The organism is Kitasatospora sp. NPDC041917 (assembly GCF_055589745.1).
Genome location: NZ_JBVJBI010000012.1, coordinates 154375 through 168714 on the forward strand (window position 1 = coordinate 154375; position 14340 = coordinate 168714).

17 protein-coding genes are annotated in these 14340 nt (G+C 73.4%); 5 read left to right on the plus strand and 12 right to left on the minus strand.

Translation table 11 applies throughout. The features are described 5' to 3' along the window. Positions 1-52 precede the first annotated feature (52 nt). The 3 genes from ACZ6EM_RS17415 to ACZ6EM_RS17425 all read right to left on the minus strand — a co-directional run bounded on the left by ACZ6EM_RS17415 (position 53) and on the right by ACZ6EM_RS17425 (position 3373). Positions 53-1258, minus strand: a complete 1206-nt coding sequence (locus ACZ6EM_RS17415) for a helix-turn-helix domain-containing protein (RefSeq protein ID WP_465772690.1) — start codon at positions 1256-1258, stop codon at positions 53-55. A 173-nt stretch (positions 1259-1431) separates the two neighbouring features. After that, positions 1432-2871: an amino acid permease gene (locus ACZ6EM_RS17420; protein ID WP_401054350.1), complete on the minus strand. Its 1440-nt coding sequence runs from the start codon at positions 2869-2871 to the stop codon at positions 1432-1434. Between the two features lie 265 nt (positions 2872-3136). Next, positions 3137-3373, minus strand: coding sequence for a hypothetical protein (locus ACZ6EM_RS17425; protein ID WP_465772691.1), 237 nt, complete (start codon positions 3371-3373; stop codon positions 3137-3139). Positions 3374-3519: 146 nt separating this feature from the next. On the opposite strand from ACZ6EM_RS17425, the gene ku reads away from it, so the two are divergent. Then, a complete protein-coding gene (ku, locus tag ACZ6EM_RS17430) occupies positions 3520-4539 on the plus strand; it encodes a non-homologous end joining protein Ku (protein WP_465772692.1) in 1020 nt (339 codons plus the stop codon). A 56-nt stretch (positions 4540-4595) separates the two neighbouring features. Next, complete coding sequence (locus ACZ6EM_RS17435) at positions 4596-4895, plus strand: hypothetical protein (RefSeq protein WP_452178016.1); 300 nt, start codon at positions 4596-4598, stop codon at positions 4893-4895. Between the two features lie 36 nt (positions 4896-4931). On the opposite strand, the gene ACZ6EM_RS17440 is transcribed toward ACZ6EM_RS17435, so the two are convergent. Continuing rightward, positions 4932-6320, minus strand: a complete 1389-nt coding sequence (locus ACZ6EM_RS17440; RefSeq protein WP_401051112.1) for an NADP-dependent succinic semialdehyde dehydrogenase — start codon at positions 6318-6320, stop codon at positions 4932-4934. A 120-nt stretch (positions 6321-6440) separates the two neighbouring features. After that, a complete protein-coding gene (locus ACZ6EM_RS17445) occupies positions 6441-6722 on the minus strand; it encodes a DUF6158 family protein (RefSeq protein WP_359909119.1) in 282 nt (93 codons plus the stop codon). 143 nt (positions 6723-6865) lie between these two features. On the opposite strand from ACZ6EM_RS17445, the gene ACZ6EM_RS17450 reads away from it, so the two are divergent. Beyond that, positions 6866-7849 carry an adenosine deaminase gene (locus tag ACZ6EM_RS17450; RefSeq protein ID WP_359909122.1) on the plus strand — a complete coding sequence of 328 codons (984 nt, stop codon included), beginning with the start codon at positions 6866-6868 and terminating at the stop codon, positions 7847-7849. A 25-nt stretch (positions 7850-7874) separates the two neighbouring features. On the opposite strand, the gene ACZ6EM_RS17455 is transcribed toward ACZ6EM_RS17450, so the two are convergent. From ACZ6EM_RS17455 to ACZ6EM_RS17475, 5 genes are all read right to left on the minus strand, one after another. Beyond that, positions 7875-8459 (minus strand): dihydrofolate reductase family protein, encoded by a 585-nt coding sequence (locus ACZ6EM_RS17455; RefSeq protein WP_401051110.1) that lies wholly within the window; start codon positions 8457-8459, stop codon positions 7875-7877. Between the two features lie 62 nt (positions 8460-8521). Continuing rightward, a complete protein-coding gene (locus tag ACZ6EM_RS17460; RefSeq protein ID WP_465772693.1) occupies positions 8522-9142 on the minus strand; it encodes a vitamin K epoxide reductase family protein in 621 nt (206 codons plus the stop codon). Next, positions 9139-9930, minus strand: coding sequence for a DsbA family protein (locus ACZ6EM_RS17465; protein WP_452178018.1), 792 nt, complete (start codon positions 9928-9930; stop codon positions 9139-9141). The genes ACZ6EM_RS17460 and ACZ6EM_RS17465 overlap by 4 nt, the downstream gene beginning before the upstream one ends. Positions 9931-10031: 101 nt before the next feature. Then, positions 10032-10691 (minus strand): hypothetical protein, encoded by a 660-nt coding sequence (locus ACZ6EM_RS17470; protein WP_359909133.1) that lies wholly within the window; start codon positions 10689-10691, stop codon positions 10032-10034. 64 nt (positions 10692-10755) lie between these two features. Continuing rightward, positions 10756-11283, minus strand: coding sequence for an SRPBCC family protein (locus tag ACZ6EM_RS17475; RefSeq protein WP_465772694.1), 528 nt, complete (start codon positions 11281-11283; stop codon positions 10756-10758). 118 nt (positions 11284-11401) lie between these two features. On the opposite strand from ACZ6EM_RS17475, the gene ACZ6EM_RS17480 reads away from it, so the two are divergent. Then, positions 11402-12271, plus strand: a complete 870-nt coding sequence (locus ACZ6EM_RS17480; RefSeq protein ID WP_452178020.1) for an Fpg/Nei family DNA glycosylase — start codon at positions 11402-11404, stop codon at positions 12269-12271. A gap of 51 nt (positions 12272-12322) precedes the next feature. Here the strand turns inward: ACZ6EM_RS17480 and ACZ6EM_RS17485 are convergent, their stop codons facing one another. Together ACZ6EM_RS17485 and ACZ6EM_RS17490 are read right to left on the minus strand one after the other, a co-directional pair. After that, positions 12323-13183: an SAM-dependent methyltransferase gene (locus ACZ6EM_RS17485; RefSeq protein ID WP_387686810.1), complete on the minus strand. Its 861-nt coding sequence runs from the start codon at positions 13181-13183 to the stop codon at positions 12323-12325. A 297-nt stretch (positions 13184-13480) separates the two neighbouring features. Continuing rightward, positions 13481-13699, minus strand: coding sequence for a hypothetical protein (locus ACZ6EM_RS17490; protein ID WP_452178021.1), 219 nt, complete (start codon positions 13697-13699; stop codon positions 13481-13483). Between ACZ6EM_RS17490 and ACZ6EM_RS17495 the strand changes: the two genes are divergently transcribed. After that, positions 13692-14300 carry a polysaccharide deacetylase family protein gene (locus tag ACZ6EM_RS17495; RefSeq protein WP_359904878.1) on the plus strand — a complete coding sequence of 203 codons (609 nt, stop codon included), beginning with the start codon at positions 13692-13694 and terminating at the stop codon, positions 14298-14300. The genes ACZ6EM_RS17490 and ACZ6EM_RS17495 overlap by 8 nt on opposite strands. The last annotated feature ends 40 nt before the right edge of the window (positions 14301-14340 follow it).

Consider the following 14340-nt stretch of genomic DNA (forward strand, 5'->3'; position numbering starts at 1 on the left):
CGTGTCCCGGCAGGGGCCGCCGCGTCCGGGCCGGGGGGCTCGGCCCGGGCGTTCACCGGCGCAGCCATTCCCCGGCCCGCCGCTGCTCGCGGGCGATGCGGCCGGTGGTGGCCGGAGGCAGCCGGGCGAGCAGGGTGACGGCGGCATCGGCGTGACCGGCGAGGGCGTGGGCGCCGGCGAGGCGGGCGGTGACCAGGGCGTGGTCGCGCGGGTGGGCGGCCCGGTCGAGGAGCCGCAGGGCCCCCTCCAGCCGGGCCGCCGCGGTGCGGGCGTGGGCGGTGCGGCCGGTGCGGAGCGCGAGGTCCCGGTGGCAGGTGCCGTGGGCGACGGCCAGGACCAGCTCGGCGCGCACCGTCCAGGGCGTCGGCACGCCGGTGAGCAGTGCGGCGTCGGTCAGCCGCCGGGCGTCGGCCAGCGTCCGGTCGGCCTGCGCCGCCCGGCCGGCCAGTGCGTGGGCGTGGGCCTGGACGAGGGCGGCCCAGGCCCACAGCCCCGGCAGGGGAGGGGCGGTGGTCCGGGCGGCCTCGGCCAGGGTGAGTGCGGTGGCCGGGTCGCCGAGCCACCAGTACAGGGCGCTCTGGCGGACGAGCAGGGAGGCCGCGGTGGCCCGGTCGCCGGTCGCGCGGGCCCACTCCAGCCCGGTGGCGTACCAGCCGAGCGCGCGGGCGGGGCGGTCGCCCTCGAAGTGGGCCCAGCCGGCGAGCTCGGCGTACTGGGCGGCGAGCGAACGGTCGGCGCCGGGGGCCTCGCGGGGGCCGGGGTGCCGCCCGCCGAGCAGGGTGTGGGCGTGGTGCTCCAGGGCGGCGGCCAGCTCCTCGCCGCCGATCCGGCCCGCGGCGGCGCGGTAGGCGGCGAGCAGGTGGGCGAGCACCTCGACGGTGGCGGCGTCCGGTGGTGCGGCGCGGGCGGCGGGCGGTGTCCGGGCGGCGGCGCGTTCGCCGAGGCGTTCGCGCTCCTGCCGGACGGTCTGCCAGAGTTCGGCCAGCTCGCCGTCGGCGAGCAGGAGTTCGTCGGCCCGGGCGGGCATCCCCGGCGGCGGCCAGCGGCGGGCGTTCTCCACCCGGCTGATCAGCGAGTCGTGGTAGCCGAGCAGCCGGCCGAACTCGGCCTGGCTGAGGCCGCGGGCCTCGCGCCAGTGCCGCAGCCGGCGGCCGAAGCGCAGGCGGGCGGACTCGGGTTCCGTACGCGGCGGCGGCGGCGGCGGGGGTGGCGGGGCCGGGGGCGGTGGGGGCGGCGTGGGAGTGGGCGAGGGCGGCACGGGGTCTCCCGGAGGGGGCGGGGGAGCGCTCGTGGGGGAGCGTCATGCCCTGGTATCCCCGTTGACGTGCCTTGGTCAAACGAGAGGGATGGGTGGCGGGCCGGGAACGGCGCCGGGCCCGGGAGCCTTCGCAACGGCTCCCGGGCCCGGCGTTCCCGCGCGGGGCGGGCGGGTCAGGAGCCCGCCGCCACCGCGGCCCGCCGCCGTCGGCCCACCACGGCCGAGGCCGCCAGCACGATGGCTGCGGCGACCAGCGACAGGTACATCTGCTTGCGCCCGTCGGCGTCGGTGAACATGTACGCCATGACGAACCCGATCATGCCCATGGCCGTCCAGGTCAGGTACGGGTACAGCCACATCCGGACGGTGTGCCGCTCGGGCATCTCGCGCTCGATGATCTTCCGCATCCGCAGCTGGGTGGCGCAGATCACCAGCCAGACGAAGAGCGCCACGGCGCCGGAGGAGTTGAGCAGGAAGGCGAACACGGTGTCCGGCGAGGTGTAGTTGAAGAAGACCGCGACGAAGCCGAAGACCACCGAGGAGAGGATGGCCACCCGCGGCACGCCGCGCGAGGTCACGGTGGCGAAGGCCTTGGGCGCGTCCCCGCGCTGGCCGAGCGAGAAGGCCATCCGGGAGGCGGTGTACATCCCGGAGTTGAGGCAGGACAGCACCGCCGTCAGCACGATCACGTCCATCACCTGGCCGGCGCCCGAGATGCCGATGTGGTCCAGCACCGCCACGTACGGGCTGGCCTTCACGTCGGCGGAGTCCCACGGGAGCAGGGTGACCACGAGCAGGATCGAGCCCAGGTAGAAGATCCCGATGCGCCAGATGACGCTGTTGGTGGCCTTGCTGACCGCCTTCTCCGGGTCCTCCGACTCGCCGGCGGCCAGGGTGACGATCTCGCTGCCCATGAAGGCGAAGACCACGGTGAGCATACCGGTGAACACCGCGCCCACCCCGTGCGGCAGGAAGCCGCCGTGACCGGTGAGGTTGCTGGCGCCGACCGCGTGGGTGCCCGGCAGCAGACCGAAGGCGGCGAGGGTGCCGATCACCAGGAACGCGGCGATCGCGACCACCTTGATCCCGGCGAACCAGAACTCGAACTCGCCGTAGGAGGCGACCGAGAAGAGGTTGGTGGCGGTCAGCACCGCCATCACTATCAGCGCCCAGCCCCACTGCGGCACGCCGGGCACCCAGTTGTTGAGGATCTTCGCGCCGGCGGTCGCCTCGACCGCGAGCACCACGACCCAGAAGAACCAGTACAGCCAGCCGATGGAGAAGCCGGCCCAGCGGCCGAGCGCGCGGTCCGCGTACGCCGAGAAGGAGCCGCTCTGCGGGTCGGCCGCGGCCATCTCGCCGAGCATCCGCATCACGAGCACGACCAGCGCGCCGGCCAGCGCGTACGAGAGCAGGATGCCCGGGCCGGTGGTCGCGATGCCCGCGCCGGAGCCGACGAAGAGGCCGGCGCCGATCACGCCGCCGATGGCGATCATCGACAGGTGGCGGTTCTTGAGTCCGGCCTTCAGGTGGCCGTCGCCGCCCTCTCCGGTCGGACTCGGCTGGTGGGGGAGCCTGGTGGCCGTCGTGGGCTTGGTGGTGTCCGCACTCATCAAGGTGCCCTGTGCCTTTCCAGCGCGGTGTGACCCTCGACTCGTCGCGCCGGAGGGTGGGGGACTTGCCCGCGCATTGCGTCGCAACCTAACTTCTACGCCCGAGTATCGGAACAATGCTTTGATAACTGTTCGCTTACCGGACGTAAAAAGCCTGGTCAGGGTGGGTGGAAAGGTGGCATGGAAACCTCAGATCTGACGCATGGTCAGTATTCGAAAAGGTTGCCAAGCTCTGTTGGGGCTCAAATCGCCCGCACCTGCGCGGTCAGATCGGCCGCGCGTCGAGGACGGTGATCGCGGCCCCGTCCGCCGGTCGCCCGGTCAGCCGGGCGGCCAGGATCCGGGGGATGTCCTCCTCCTGCGAGTATCCGGGCAGGACGGTCACCTCCGCGCGCCGTGTGCCGGGCTCGCCCCGCACCGCGTACGTCACCAGGTAGTCGTACCGCTCCGGCGGCGGCGCCTGGTCCCGGTCCTGCCGGTCCTGCCGGCTCCGGACGGTCATCCGCATCGACCTCCTCGGCCCATTGTCGGCGCGGTGTGGACGATCCGCGCGAATCCGGGCAGAGTGGGACTCTCGGGGCATGCCGTAGGAGCATCCCGAGCGTGCTCGGCGCCGGCCGGTTCCCGGCGCCGGTCAGGAGCGACCCCATGCAGACCACCTGGAAGGGGACGATCAGCTTCGGGCTGGTCAGCATCCCCGTCCACTTGTACTCCGCGACCCAGGAGCACGACGTCCCGCTGCACCAGGTGCACGCCAAGGACGGCGGCCGGGTGCGGATGAAGCGGTACTGCGAGCAGGAGGAGAAGGAGGTCCCGTACGCGGAGATCGCCAAGGGGTACGAGTCCCCCGACGGGCGGACCGTGACGCTCTCCGACGAGGACCTCGCCGACCTGCCGCTGCCCAGCAAGAAGATCATCGACGTGCTGGCCTTCGTGGACGAGGGCGAGATCGATCCGCTGATGTTCTCCAAGGCCTACTACGTGGGCGTCGCCGACAAGGCCGCCGCCAAGCCGTACGCGCTGCTGCGCGACGCGCTCACCGAGTCCGGGCAGATCGCCGTCACCAAGATCGCGCTGCGCACCCGGGAGTCGCCCGCGGTGCTGCGGGTGCACGACAACACCCTGGTGCTCCAGACCTGCATCTGGCCCGACGAGGTCCGCCCGGTGGCCGGCATCGCGCCCGAGGGGGACGTCACCGTCCGGCCGCAGGAGCTCAAGATGGCGCGGTCGCTGATGGACACCCTCTCCGAGGACTTCGACCTGGCCCAGCTCCACGACGACTACCAGCAGGCGCTGCAGCAGGTGATCACCGCGCGGCTGGAGGGCGTGGAGGTCCCGCACGAGGAGGAGCCGGGCGAGGCGCCGGACAACGTGATCGACCTGATGGAGGCGCTGCGCAGCAGCCTCAAGCAGGCCAAGGGCGGGCGGGGCGCCGGAGCCGAGGGTGCCGGAGCCGGGGATGTCGACGCCGGGGAGGAGCCCGCGCCGCGCAAGCGCGCCCCGGCGAGGACGACCGCCCCGAAGGCGGGCCCGAAGTCCGCCGAGAAGTCCGCCGAGAAGACCTCCGCGAAGGCCTCCGCGAAGACCTCCGGGACAGGCGCCACGAGGAGTCCGGCGGCGAAGAGGACCGCCACCCGGAAGTCCTCGGCCCCCCGCAAGGCCTCCTGACCCTCCCGGGTCAGGCGTTCCTCCCATCCAGCCGTCCAGCCTTGGAGGCGATCCCGATGGACCTGCTGACGTACCAGGAAGTCGAAGCCCAGGCCGACGCCGCCGCGGGTCCCGAAGCCCGCAGGGCCCAGGGTTTCGGGCACCGCGTCTGGCACTGGCTGCTCAGTCTGAGCCCCACCGTGGTGACGTTCATGATCGCGCTCTCGATCGGCCTCTGCATGGTCGCCGTCCAGGTGAGCCTGCTGCCGGTGCTGATACCGATGGCGATCTTCTGGGGCCTGACGCTCATCGCGATGGGCGGCGTGATCGCCCGCTGGATGACCCCCGGGCCGGGCCGGCACCGCATGGCGTCCTGACCCGGCCGGGACGGGCACGGGGCCGGGAGGTCCGGCTCAGCCGATCCACACCGTGGTGACGTTGCAGAACTCCCGGATCCCGTGCCCGGACAGTTCCCGCCCGAACCCGGAGCGCTTGACGCCGCCGAACGGCAGCGCCGGGTGGGAGGCCGTCATGCCGTTGAAGAACACCCCGCCGGCCTGGATGTCCCGGACGAAGCGCTCCCGCTCGGCCTCGTCGGTGGTCCAGACGTTGGAGCTGAGCCCGAACGGCGAGTCGTTGGCGGCCGCCACCGCCTCGTCCAGGTCGGCCACCCGGTGGACGGTGGCGACCGGGCCGAAGGTCTCCTCCTGGTGGATCCGCATCGCCGGGGTGATGCCGGTCAGCACGGTGGGCTCGAAGAACCAGCCGGTGTCCCAGCCCTCCGGGCGTCCGCCGCCGCACTCCACCCGGGCGCCGCGGGTGCGGGCGTCCTCGACCAGTTCCTCCAGGTCGTCCCGGCCCTGGCGGCTGGCCAGCGGGCCGACGTCGGTGTCCTCGTCCATCGGGTCGCCGACCTTCAGCGCCCGCATCGCCTCGGTGAAGGCGGCGGTGAAGCGCTCGTACACGTCGGTGTGCACGATGAAGCGCTTGGCGGCGATGCAGGACTGGCCGTTGTTCTGCACCCGGGCCCGGACGGCGGTGCGCACCGCGGCGTCCAGGTCGGCGCTCGGCAGCACGACGAACGGGTCGCTGCCGCCCAGCTCCAGGACGGCCTTCTTGACCTCGTCCGCCGCGGTGGCCGCGACCGCCCGCCCGGCCGGCTCGCTGCCGGTGAGGGTGACGGCGGTGACCCTGCGGTCCCGGATCACGCCCTCGACCGCGCCCGAGCCGATCAGCAGCGTCTGGAAGCAGCCCTCCGGGAAGCCGGCCCGCCGGAACAGCTCCTCGATCGCCAGCGCGGTGCGCGGCACGTTGGACGCGTGCTTGAGCAGGCCGACGTTGCCCGCCATCAGGGCCGGCGCGGCGAACCGGACGACCTGCCAGAGCGGGAAGTTCCACGGCATCACGGCCAGCACCGGGCCGAGGGGGCGGTAGCGGACGTAGGCGCGGCTGGCGCCGGAGTCGGCGACGTCGGCCGGGGCCGGGTGCTCGTCGGCGAGCAGCGCCTCGGCGTTGTCCGCGTACCAGCGCATCGCCTTGGCGCACTTGGCGGCCTCGGCGCGGGAGGCGGCGAGCGGCTTGCCCATCTCCTCGGTCATGGTGCGGGCGACCGCCTCCTGCTCCCGGTCCAGCAGGTCGGCGGCGCGGTGCATCAGTTCGGCGCGGGCGGCGAAGGTGGTGCCGCGGTAGCCGTGGAAGGCGGCCTCGGCGCGGGCCAGCCGCCGCTCGATGCCGGCCGCGTCGAGCGGTTCGAAGGTCTGGAGGGTCTCGCCGGTCGCGGGGTTGACGCTGGCGATGGGCATGCGGGGCTCCCAGGTGGGTCGGGGTCCGGTGCGTCTGCCCTCACACCCTCCCTGACCGCCCGGCTCCGGGCACGCCTCGGCGCGCCCGGCGTGTCCCGGCGGGCGGGCGATCCGCTCCGCTCACTCCGGCAGCGACTCCACCCGGGCCGCCGCCTCCCGGGCCCTGGCCCCGGCCCTGGTCCGGGCCGCGGTGACCTGCCGGCCGGGGAAGCGGTGCAGGAACTCGGCCTCCAGCTCCCCGGTGCGCAGCGTGTGCCGCTTCAGCGCCTCCTCCGAGCCGTACAGGAAGGTCTCGTGGCGCGTGCGGTGGAGCTGTTCCAGCTCGTGCAGGAGCGTGTCGTTGCCCAGGGCGTGCGGGGAGATGCCCGCGGGCCGGATGTGCGGGTCGTCGGCGTGCCGCATCTCGGTGCCTCCTCGGCGGAAGTCCCCTCCTCCAGGGTGCCCGGGGACCGTCGCGGCTGCACCCGGCCGGTGGGCACGGATCGTAGGATGAATCTTTCCGCGTTCCTCAGAAACCATCCCGCCGACGCTCGGACAGATCGCCCATGCCGCTTCCCAAGGCCGAACTCCACCTGCACATCGAAGGCACCCTGGAGCCCGAACTCGCCTTCGAACTCGCCGCCCGCAACGGCGTAGAGCTGCCGTACGCCGACACCGAGGCGCTGCGCGAGGCGTACTCCTTCAGCGACCTCCAGTCCTTCCTGGACCTCTACTACGCGCTGATGGCCGTGCTGCGCACCGAGGACGACTTCGCCGACCTGGCCGACGCCTACCTGGCCCGGGCCGCCGAGCAGGGCGTCCGCCACGCGGAGATCTTCTTCGACCCGCAGGCGCACACCGCGCGCGGGGTCCCGCTGGGCGCGGTGGTGGACGGACTGACCCGGGCGCTGGAGCGCGGCGAGGAGCGGTACGGCATCAGCGCCCAGCTGATCATGTGCTTCCTGCGGGACGAGTCCGCCGAGTCCGCGCTGGAGACCTTCGAGGCCGCCCGCCCGTACTTCGACCGGATCACCGGCATCGGCCTGGACTCCGCCGAGGTCGGCCACCCGCCGGTGAAGTTCCGCGAGGTGTACCGCCGGGCCGCCGAGGCCGGGCTGCGGAGGGTCGCCCACGCGGGCGAGGAGGGCCCGGCCGCGTACATCACCGAGGCGCTGGACGTCCTCGGCGTCGAGCGGATCGACCACGGGCTGCGCTGCCTGGAGGACGGCGAGCTGGTCGCCCGCCTGGTGCGCGAGCAGATCCCGCTGACCCTCTGCCCGCTCTCCAACGTCCGGCTGCGCTGCATCGACACCCTCGCCGACCACCCGCTGGACGAGATGCTGGAGGCCGGGCTGCTGGTCACCGTCAACTCCGACGACCCGGCGTACTTCGGCGGCTACGTGGAGGACAACTTCCGCGCCGTGCGCGAGGCCCTCGCCCTCGACCAGGAGGCCCTGCGCCGGCTGGCGGCCAACTCCTTCCGCGCCTCCTTCATCAGCGAGCGGCGCCGGGCCGAGCTGCTCGCCGAGGTCGAGGCGTACGTCTTCTGACCCGCCCGTCCGTCGCGCCGGCCCGTCACCCGTCCAGGGGCGACGGGCCGACGCGCTCGTAGCGCAGCAGCGTCACGCCGTTGGTGAAGCGGTGGGTCTCGGCCAGGGCGAGCGGGGTGGGGTGGCCGGTCGGGCGGAAGAAGAGCGTGCCGCGGCCGAGCACGACGGGGTGGACGTAGAGCCGGAACTCGTCGATCAGGTCGAGGGCGAGGAAGGACTCGGCCAGGTTCGCGCCGCTGAGGCAGAGGTCGCCGCCGGGGCCGGCGGTGAGGGCGGCGACCGACTCCGGGGTGACCTCGTGGACGACGGTGGTGTTCCAGTCGGCGTGGTCGAGGGTGCGGGAGAAGACGGTCTTCGGCATCGCGCGCCAGATGCCCGCGAACTCGGCCGTCGGACCGTCGGCGGCCGGGTCCTGGTCGGCGGTGGGCCAGACGGAGGCCATCAGCTCGTGCGTCACCCGGCCGGAGACGAAACCACCCATTCGGGCGAGCTCGCGATTGAAGTGGGTGTGCACCTCGTCGTCGACGAGGTTCCAGCCGAGGTCGTGGTCCGGGCCCTCGAAGTAGCCGTCCACGGACAGGGAGACGAAGAGGACGATCCTGCGGCGCATCGGCGGCCTCACCGGGAGACGGTCCGCCGCCCCTGCCGCGGGGGAAGGGGCGGCGGACGGGATCAGATCAGGGTGCTCCAGTAGTACCAGAACCGGTCGAGGATCAGCAGCGCGATCACCGCGTACCAGAGGGCCGGGACGACCCAGTGGTAGCGGGCCGCCTCCCGGACGGCCGTCCGCAGCCGCGGGCCCACCGGGATCACGCCCGAGCGCAGGTTGTGCAGCGTGGTGTACCAGAACAGCGGGATCACCGCGGTCCACACCACCATGCAGTACGGGCAGAGCGCACCGATCCGGTACAGCGCCTGGTACATCAGCCAGGTCACGAAGCCGACCCCGAACACCGTCCCGGCCTGCAGGCCGAGCCAGAACCAGCGCCGGAACGCCGCCCCCGAGAGCAGCCCGGCACCGACCGCGACGACCACCCCGAAGGCGACCAGCCCGATCAGCGAGTTGGGGAAGCCGAAGGCCTCCGCCTGCGCGCTGCGCATGATCGAACCGCAACTGATGATCGGGTTGATGTTGCAGTTGGGGACGTAGGACGGGTCCTCCAGCAGCCGGATCTTGTCCAGGGTGAGGACCGCCGAGGCGAACAGGCCGACGGCGCCGCCGATCAGCAGCAGCCAGGCGAACGGGCGGCTCGCGCCGTACGTGGGCCGTACGTCGGGCGCGCCGGCCGTCATCCGGTCACCTGCTTGACCATCGCGGTGAACTGCTCGGGGGAGACGGCCTTGCCGTTGGAGAGGACGTCCAGCTTCCGGCCGTCCAGCTTGACGGTCGGGGTGCCGGTGACGTCGCTCTTGTTGAACTCCTCGTTGACCTTGGCCGCCCACGGCGCGTAGGTGCCGTCCTGGACGGCCTTCACGAAGGCGTCCGTCTTCAGGCCGGGCACCTGGCCGGCCAGGTCCAGGACGTGGTTGACGTCGCCGAAGGCGTCGCTGCGCTCGTCCGGCTGGTTGGCGTACAGCACGTCGTGGAAGGCCTTGAACTTGTCCACGCCCTCGTTCAGCGCGGCGCCGGCCGCGGCCAGCGCGGTGCGCGAGCCCTTGCCGCCGAGGTTGTTGTCCAGGAACGTCGCCAGGTGGTACTGGACCTTGTACGTGCCGTCGTCCGCGAGCTGCTGGATCGCCGTGCCCGTGGTGGTCTCCAACTGCTCGCAGAACGGGCAGCGGAAGTCCTCGTAGACGTCCAGGGTGTGCGGGGCGTCGGCCTTGCCGTAGGTGATCACGGTGCCGTCGGTGCCGCTCGCGTTGGCCGGCACGACCAGCGGGCCGTTCGCGGCGCTCGAACCGGAGCCGGAGGAGCCGCCGACGGCGAAGGCCACGCCCGCCGCGAGGGCGAGGACGGCGACCGAGGCGCCGCCGACCACCACCCGGCGGCGGATGCGCTCGGAGCGCTCGGCCTGGGCGCGGGCGACGCGCATGCGGTCGGTGGCGGAGGCCTTCTTGGCGGTCTTGCGGGTGTTGCTCATGGGGTGTCGTCCTGTGCTCTCGGGCGTACGGGGCGGCGCGGCCGGTCGGGGCCTGCGCGGGGGAGAGAACAGCCGACTGAGCGGGCGGGGAGGCCCGCGGCTCAGACGGCCAGGGCGAACACCGGCGGACCGCGCCGGACGGCCGGGCGGACGACGACGTCCTCGGCGGGGACCAGCGCACGGCTGGCCCGGGGGAACGGCACCCGCGCCGGCGGACGGGCCGGCAGCGGGGCGGCCAGCAGCCGCAGCCAGCGGGCGGCGGCCGGCAGATGGCGGTGCAGGAACTCGCCCACCATCCGGACGGCGCCGGCCAGGCAGCACAGCGCGGCGTCCGCACGGCGCAGCCAGTAGGCGCCGGCCAGCGCGATCACCGTGTGCAGCAGCAGGAGCAGCAGCACACCGGTCCGGGCGGAGACGCCGTGACCGAGCAGGAAACCGCCGAGCGAACCGCCACCGCACAGCAGCGGCTGGAGGCCGTGCCCGGCGCCGGGCGGCAGCGAGGGACACGTGCTCTGCGCGAGGTCGAACAGCGCGCCGGCGCCCAGCTCCAGGGGCAGGAACACCGCCGCGATCGCCGGGAAGCCGCGCTCGCGGCCGGCCAGCGAGAAGGCCACCGCGAAGACGGCGGCCGAGGCCAGCAGCATCGGGCCGACCGGCAGCGTACGGCCGGTGACCAGCACCTGGCCGAGCCCGGCGAGCAGCACGACCAGCGCGGCGAAGACCGCCGCGCGGAGCGTCCTGGTGACCGGCCCGATGTCCATGGCACCCGAGTCTGCCACAGGTTGAAACCGAAACGGTCTGCCGGACGGTGCGCTGTGAAGAGCCTCACCGACCGCGCTGAGCTGGGCTTATCCGATGCTTACGGGTGGCGCCGGGAGCCTGCGCCCGGGTGTCCGACGGTTCCGGGCCGGCCCCGACGGCGTTCACCCGCGCCTCGACCAGCTCCCGGAAATGGTCCAGATCCTCCCGCACCGCCCGCTCGATCGCCCCGGCCTGGGCGAAACCGCGCGGCCCGCCGAACTCGCGCCGCACCGCCTCCGCGTCGTACTCCACCCGGATCTGCAACCGGGTGTGCCGGGCATCGAGCGGCAGCAGCGCGAAGGCGCCGCGCAGCGGGAGCGGATCCAGGGTCCGCCAGGCCATCACCCGGCCCCGGCCGCGGTCGGTGATCTCGGCATCGACCGAGCGCCGCGCGCCGTCGACCTCCACCCCGAGGTGCGCGAGGTTCCGGCCGTGCGGCTGGGCGCTGCTGACGCCGTCGACGAACCGGGGGTACTCGTGCACCCGGTGCAGTTGCTCCCAGGCGGCGAGGACGGGGGCGGCGATGTCGATCTGTTCCTCAAGGGTGCTCATTGTGCGCGGCACCTCCCTGGGTCCAGCGTGCGCCTTGGGGTGGGGGTGGGCAAAGGGGGGGGCGGGAGGGGGCGCTCTCGGGCGCGCGGGGGGTGGTGGGGTGGGGGAGACTGGGCGCATGCCGGAGCTGCCCGAGGTCGAGGCGTTGAGTGTCTTTTTGTCCGAGCGGTTGATCGGGCGGGTGATCGCTCGGGTGCAGCCGGTGGCGATCAGTGCGCTGAAGACGTACGACCCGCCGGTGACGGCGTTGGAGGGGCGGACGGTCGGGGCGGTGGGCAGGCGCGGGAAGTTCCTGGACGTCGAGGCCGAGGGGCTGCACCTGGTGGTTCACCTGGCCCGGGCCGGTTGGCTGCGGTGGAAGGAGGGCCTGCCCGTCGAGCCGCCGCGGCCGGGGCCGCGCAACCCGTTGGCGTTGCGGGTGCGGCTGGCGGGTGAGGCCGGGGACGGGTTCGACCTCACCGAGGCGGGGTCGAAGAAGGGGCTGGCGGTGTACGTGGTGCGGGATCCGGCGGAGGTGCCGGGGGTGGCCCGGCTCGGGCCGGACCCGCTGGACCCGGCGTTCACCCTGGCGGACTTCGCGGTGCTGTTGCACGGCGAGCGGCGGCGGCTCAAGGGTGTGCTGCGGGACCAGGGTGTGCTGGCGGGGGTGGGCAACGCCTACTCGGACGAGGTGCTGCACGCGGCCCGGATGTCGCCGTACAAGCTCGCCGGGAGCCTGACGGAGGACGAGGTGGCCCGGCTGTACGAGGCGCTGGGCGGCACGCTGCGCGAGGCGGTGGAGCGTTCGCGCGGGCTGGCGGCGGGGGAGCTGAAGGCGGAGAAGAAGCTCGGGCTGCGGGTGCACGGCCGGACCGGTCAGCCCTGCCCGGTCTGCGGGGACACGATTCGTGAGGTGTCCTTCGCGGACTCCTCGTTCCAGTACTGCCCGACCTGCCAGACCGGGGGCAAGCCGCTGGCGGACCGGCGGCTGTCGCGGCTGCTGAAGTGACGGCCGCGGTGGGTGGGACGGTTCGCGGCCGTCCCACCCGGCGTTCGTCGGTCAGCGCTTGATGGCGACGCCGCCCCAGTAGTACGCGGCCTTCGGGTCGGCCGGGGGCTCGCCGTCCGGGCGCCAGGCCAGCACCGGGGCGACGCCCGGCTCGACCAGATCCCAGCCGTCGAAGAAGCGGACCACGTCGTCGTAGCCGCGCGGCACCAGGGTCATCCCGCCGGCCCGGGCGGCTTCGGCGACCTTGCCGACGGCCTCCGGGTCGAAGTCCGGGGTCGGGGTGGTCAGGGCGATGCAGCTGCCGGCCGGAAGGGCGTCGCGCAGCGCGGCCACCCGGCCCCACGGGTCGTCCTCGTCGGCGATCAGCATCAGGACGGCGATCATCAGCAGGCCGACCGGCTGGGTGAGGTCGAGGGTGGCGGTGAGCGCCGGGTCGGCGAACAGCTCCTCGGGCTTGCGCAGGTCGGCGTGGATGTAGGTGGTGCGGCTGGCCGGGCTGGAGACCATCAGCGCGCGGGCGTGGGCGAGCACGATCGGGTCGTTGTCGACGTAGACCACCCGGGTCCCGGGGCTGACCGCCTCGGCGATCTCGTGGGTGTTCGGCGAGGTCGGGATGCCGGTGCCGAGGTCGAGGAACTGGCGGATGCCGTGCTCCCGGGCCAGGTAGCGCACGGCCCGGCCCTGGAACGCCCGGTTGGCCTTGGCCATCGCCTTGACGCTGGGAACGGCCTGCTCGATGGCCTGCCCCATGGCGCGGTCCGGCGGGAAGTTGGTCTTCCCGCCCAGCCAGTAGTCGTACACGCGCGCAGAGTGCGGGGCGGTGGTGTCGACGCCGAAACGTTCCCACTGGCTGAGCTCGGGGGAGTCGTCGTCCTGCGGGCCCGGGCGGGGGGAGTCCTGACTTGTCGTCATGGCCACGTCCTCTGATGGCAGATCATCACACTGGGGAAGGCACAGCGTAGCGGTCCGGACAGGAGGTGGAGCGTCCGGTCGGGGAAGATCCGTGGAAGATCTTCGGGGGCGGGGTGGACGGCCGATGGCCCTGGGCCGTCGGAGTGGTGATCGGGGCCGTCGGAGTTGCCCCCGGGAGGGGCGGCGACGGCCGGGGCATGCATCCACAATGCTGTCAGATCGTCAGATTACTTCGCGCAGATTGCTACTGGTTGCGGCGGGAATGTCCCTCCTGGGCACGGCTGCCGGATGTCGGAGCTACGTGGGCGGCGGGGAGGGCGGAGCCGCGGACGGGGCGGGCGGCGCCGCCGCCCCGTCCGCCCCGGTGGGGCCCGAGGGGGCGCCGGGAGGGCCGGGTGCCGCACCGGCCGCGGCCGCCGCGCCGTCGGTGACCCCGGGGGGCACGCCGTCCGCGGCGTCCTCGTCGGCGCCGCCGTCCGCCGCGCCGAGTGCGGCGCCCGTACGCCGGGTGCTCACCGAGGCGGAGGCCAAGCCGGTGTACGACCTGGACCCGGAGCGGCGGGTGGTGGCGCTCACCATCGACGACGGCCCGGACCCCCGCCACACGCCGACCGTGCTGACGCTGTTGGAGCAGTACGGGATCAGGGCGACGTTCTTCCTGATCGGCGAGAACGCGGTCGAGCACCCCGCCCTGGTGCGGGAGATCGCGGACCGCGGCCACCACATCGCCAACCACACCTGGACCCACCCGGACCTGCGGCACCTGTCCGAGGCCAAGGTGCGGGACGAGCTGGAGCGCACCTCCGACCTGCTGCACCGCACCACCGGCCGGCAGCCCACCTGGTTCCGCGCGCCGGGCGGGGACTGGTCCGCGGCCTCGCTCAAGGTGGCCGCCGACCTCGGGATGCGGAACATGGCCTGGTCGGTGGACCCGAGGGACTGGGCCCGGCCCGGCACCTCGGCGATCATCGACCGGATCCTCAAGAACGTCCGGCCCGGGTCGATCGTGCTCAACCACGACGGCGGCGGGGACCGCTCGCAGACGGTGGCGGCGCTGAAGGCGTACCTGCCGGTGCTCGTCGACTCGGGGTACTACTTCACCGCTCCGCCGAACTGACGGGGGTTTCCGGTGGACCTCCGCAGGGTGACGGGTAGCG

Coding starts and splice junctions, on each gene's coding strand:
- ACZ6EM_RS17445 (WP_359909119.1), bottom strand. CDS start 6,722: ATGCGGCACGCCGACGACCCGCACATCCGGCCCGCGGGCATCTCCCCG.
- ACZ6EM_RS17435 (WP_452178016.1), top strand. CDS start 4,596: ATGGACCTGCTGACGTACCAGGAAGTCGAAGCCCAGGCCGACGCCGCC.
- ACZ6EM_RS17460 (WP_465772693.1), bottom strand. CDS start 9,142: ATGACGGCCGGCGCGCCCGACGTACGGCCCACGTACGGCGCGAGCCGC.
- ACZ6EM_RS17440 (WP_401051112.1), bottom strand. CDS start 6,320: ATGCCCATCGCCAGCGTCAACCCCGCGACCGGCGAGACCCTCCAGACC.
- ACZ6EM_RS17420 (WP_401054350.1), bottom strand. CDS start 2,871: ATGAGTGCGGACACCACCAAGCCCACGACGGCCACCAGGCTCCCCCAC.
- ACZ6EM_RS17475 (WP_465772694.1), bottom strand. CDS start 11,283: ATGAGCACCCTTGAGGAACAGATCGACATCGCCGCCCCCGTCCTCGCC.
- ACZ6EM_RS17465 (WP_452178018.1), bottom strand. CDS start 9,930: ATGAGCAACACCCGCAAGACCGCCAAGAAGGCCTCCGCCACCGACCGC.
- ACZ6EM_RS17470 (WP_359909133.1), bottom strand. CDS start 10,691: ATGGACATCGGGCCGGTCACCAGGACGCTCCGCGCGGCGGTCTTCGCC.
- ACZ6EM_RS17450 (WP_359909122.1), top strand. CDS start 6,866: ATGCCGCTTCCCAAGGCCGAACTCCACCTGCACATCGAAGGCACCCTG.
- ACZ6EM_RS17425 (WP_465772691.1), bottom strand. CDS start 3,373: ATGACCGTCCGGAGCCGGCAGGACCGGCAGGACCGGGACCAGGCGCCG.
- ACZ6EM_RS17480 (WP_452178020.1), top strand. CDS start 11,402: ATGCCGGAGCTGCCCGAGGTCGAGGCGTTGAGTGTCTTTTTGTCCGAG.
- ku (WP_465772692.1), top strand. CDS start 3,520: ATGCAGACCACCTGGAAGGGGACGATCAGCTTCGGGCTGGTCAGCATC.
- ACZ6EM_RS17485 (WP_387686810.1), bottom strand. CDS start 13,183: ATGACGACAAGTCAGGACTCCCCCCGCCCGGGCCCGCAGGACGACGAC.
- ACZ6EM_RS17455 (WP_401051110.1), bottom strand. CDS start 8,459: ATGCGCCGCAGGATCGTCCTCTTCGTCTCCCTGTCCGTGGACGGCTAC.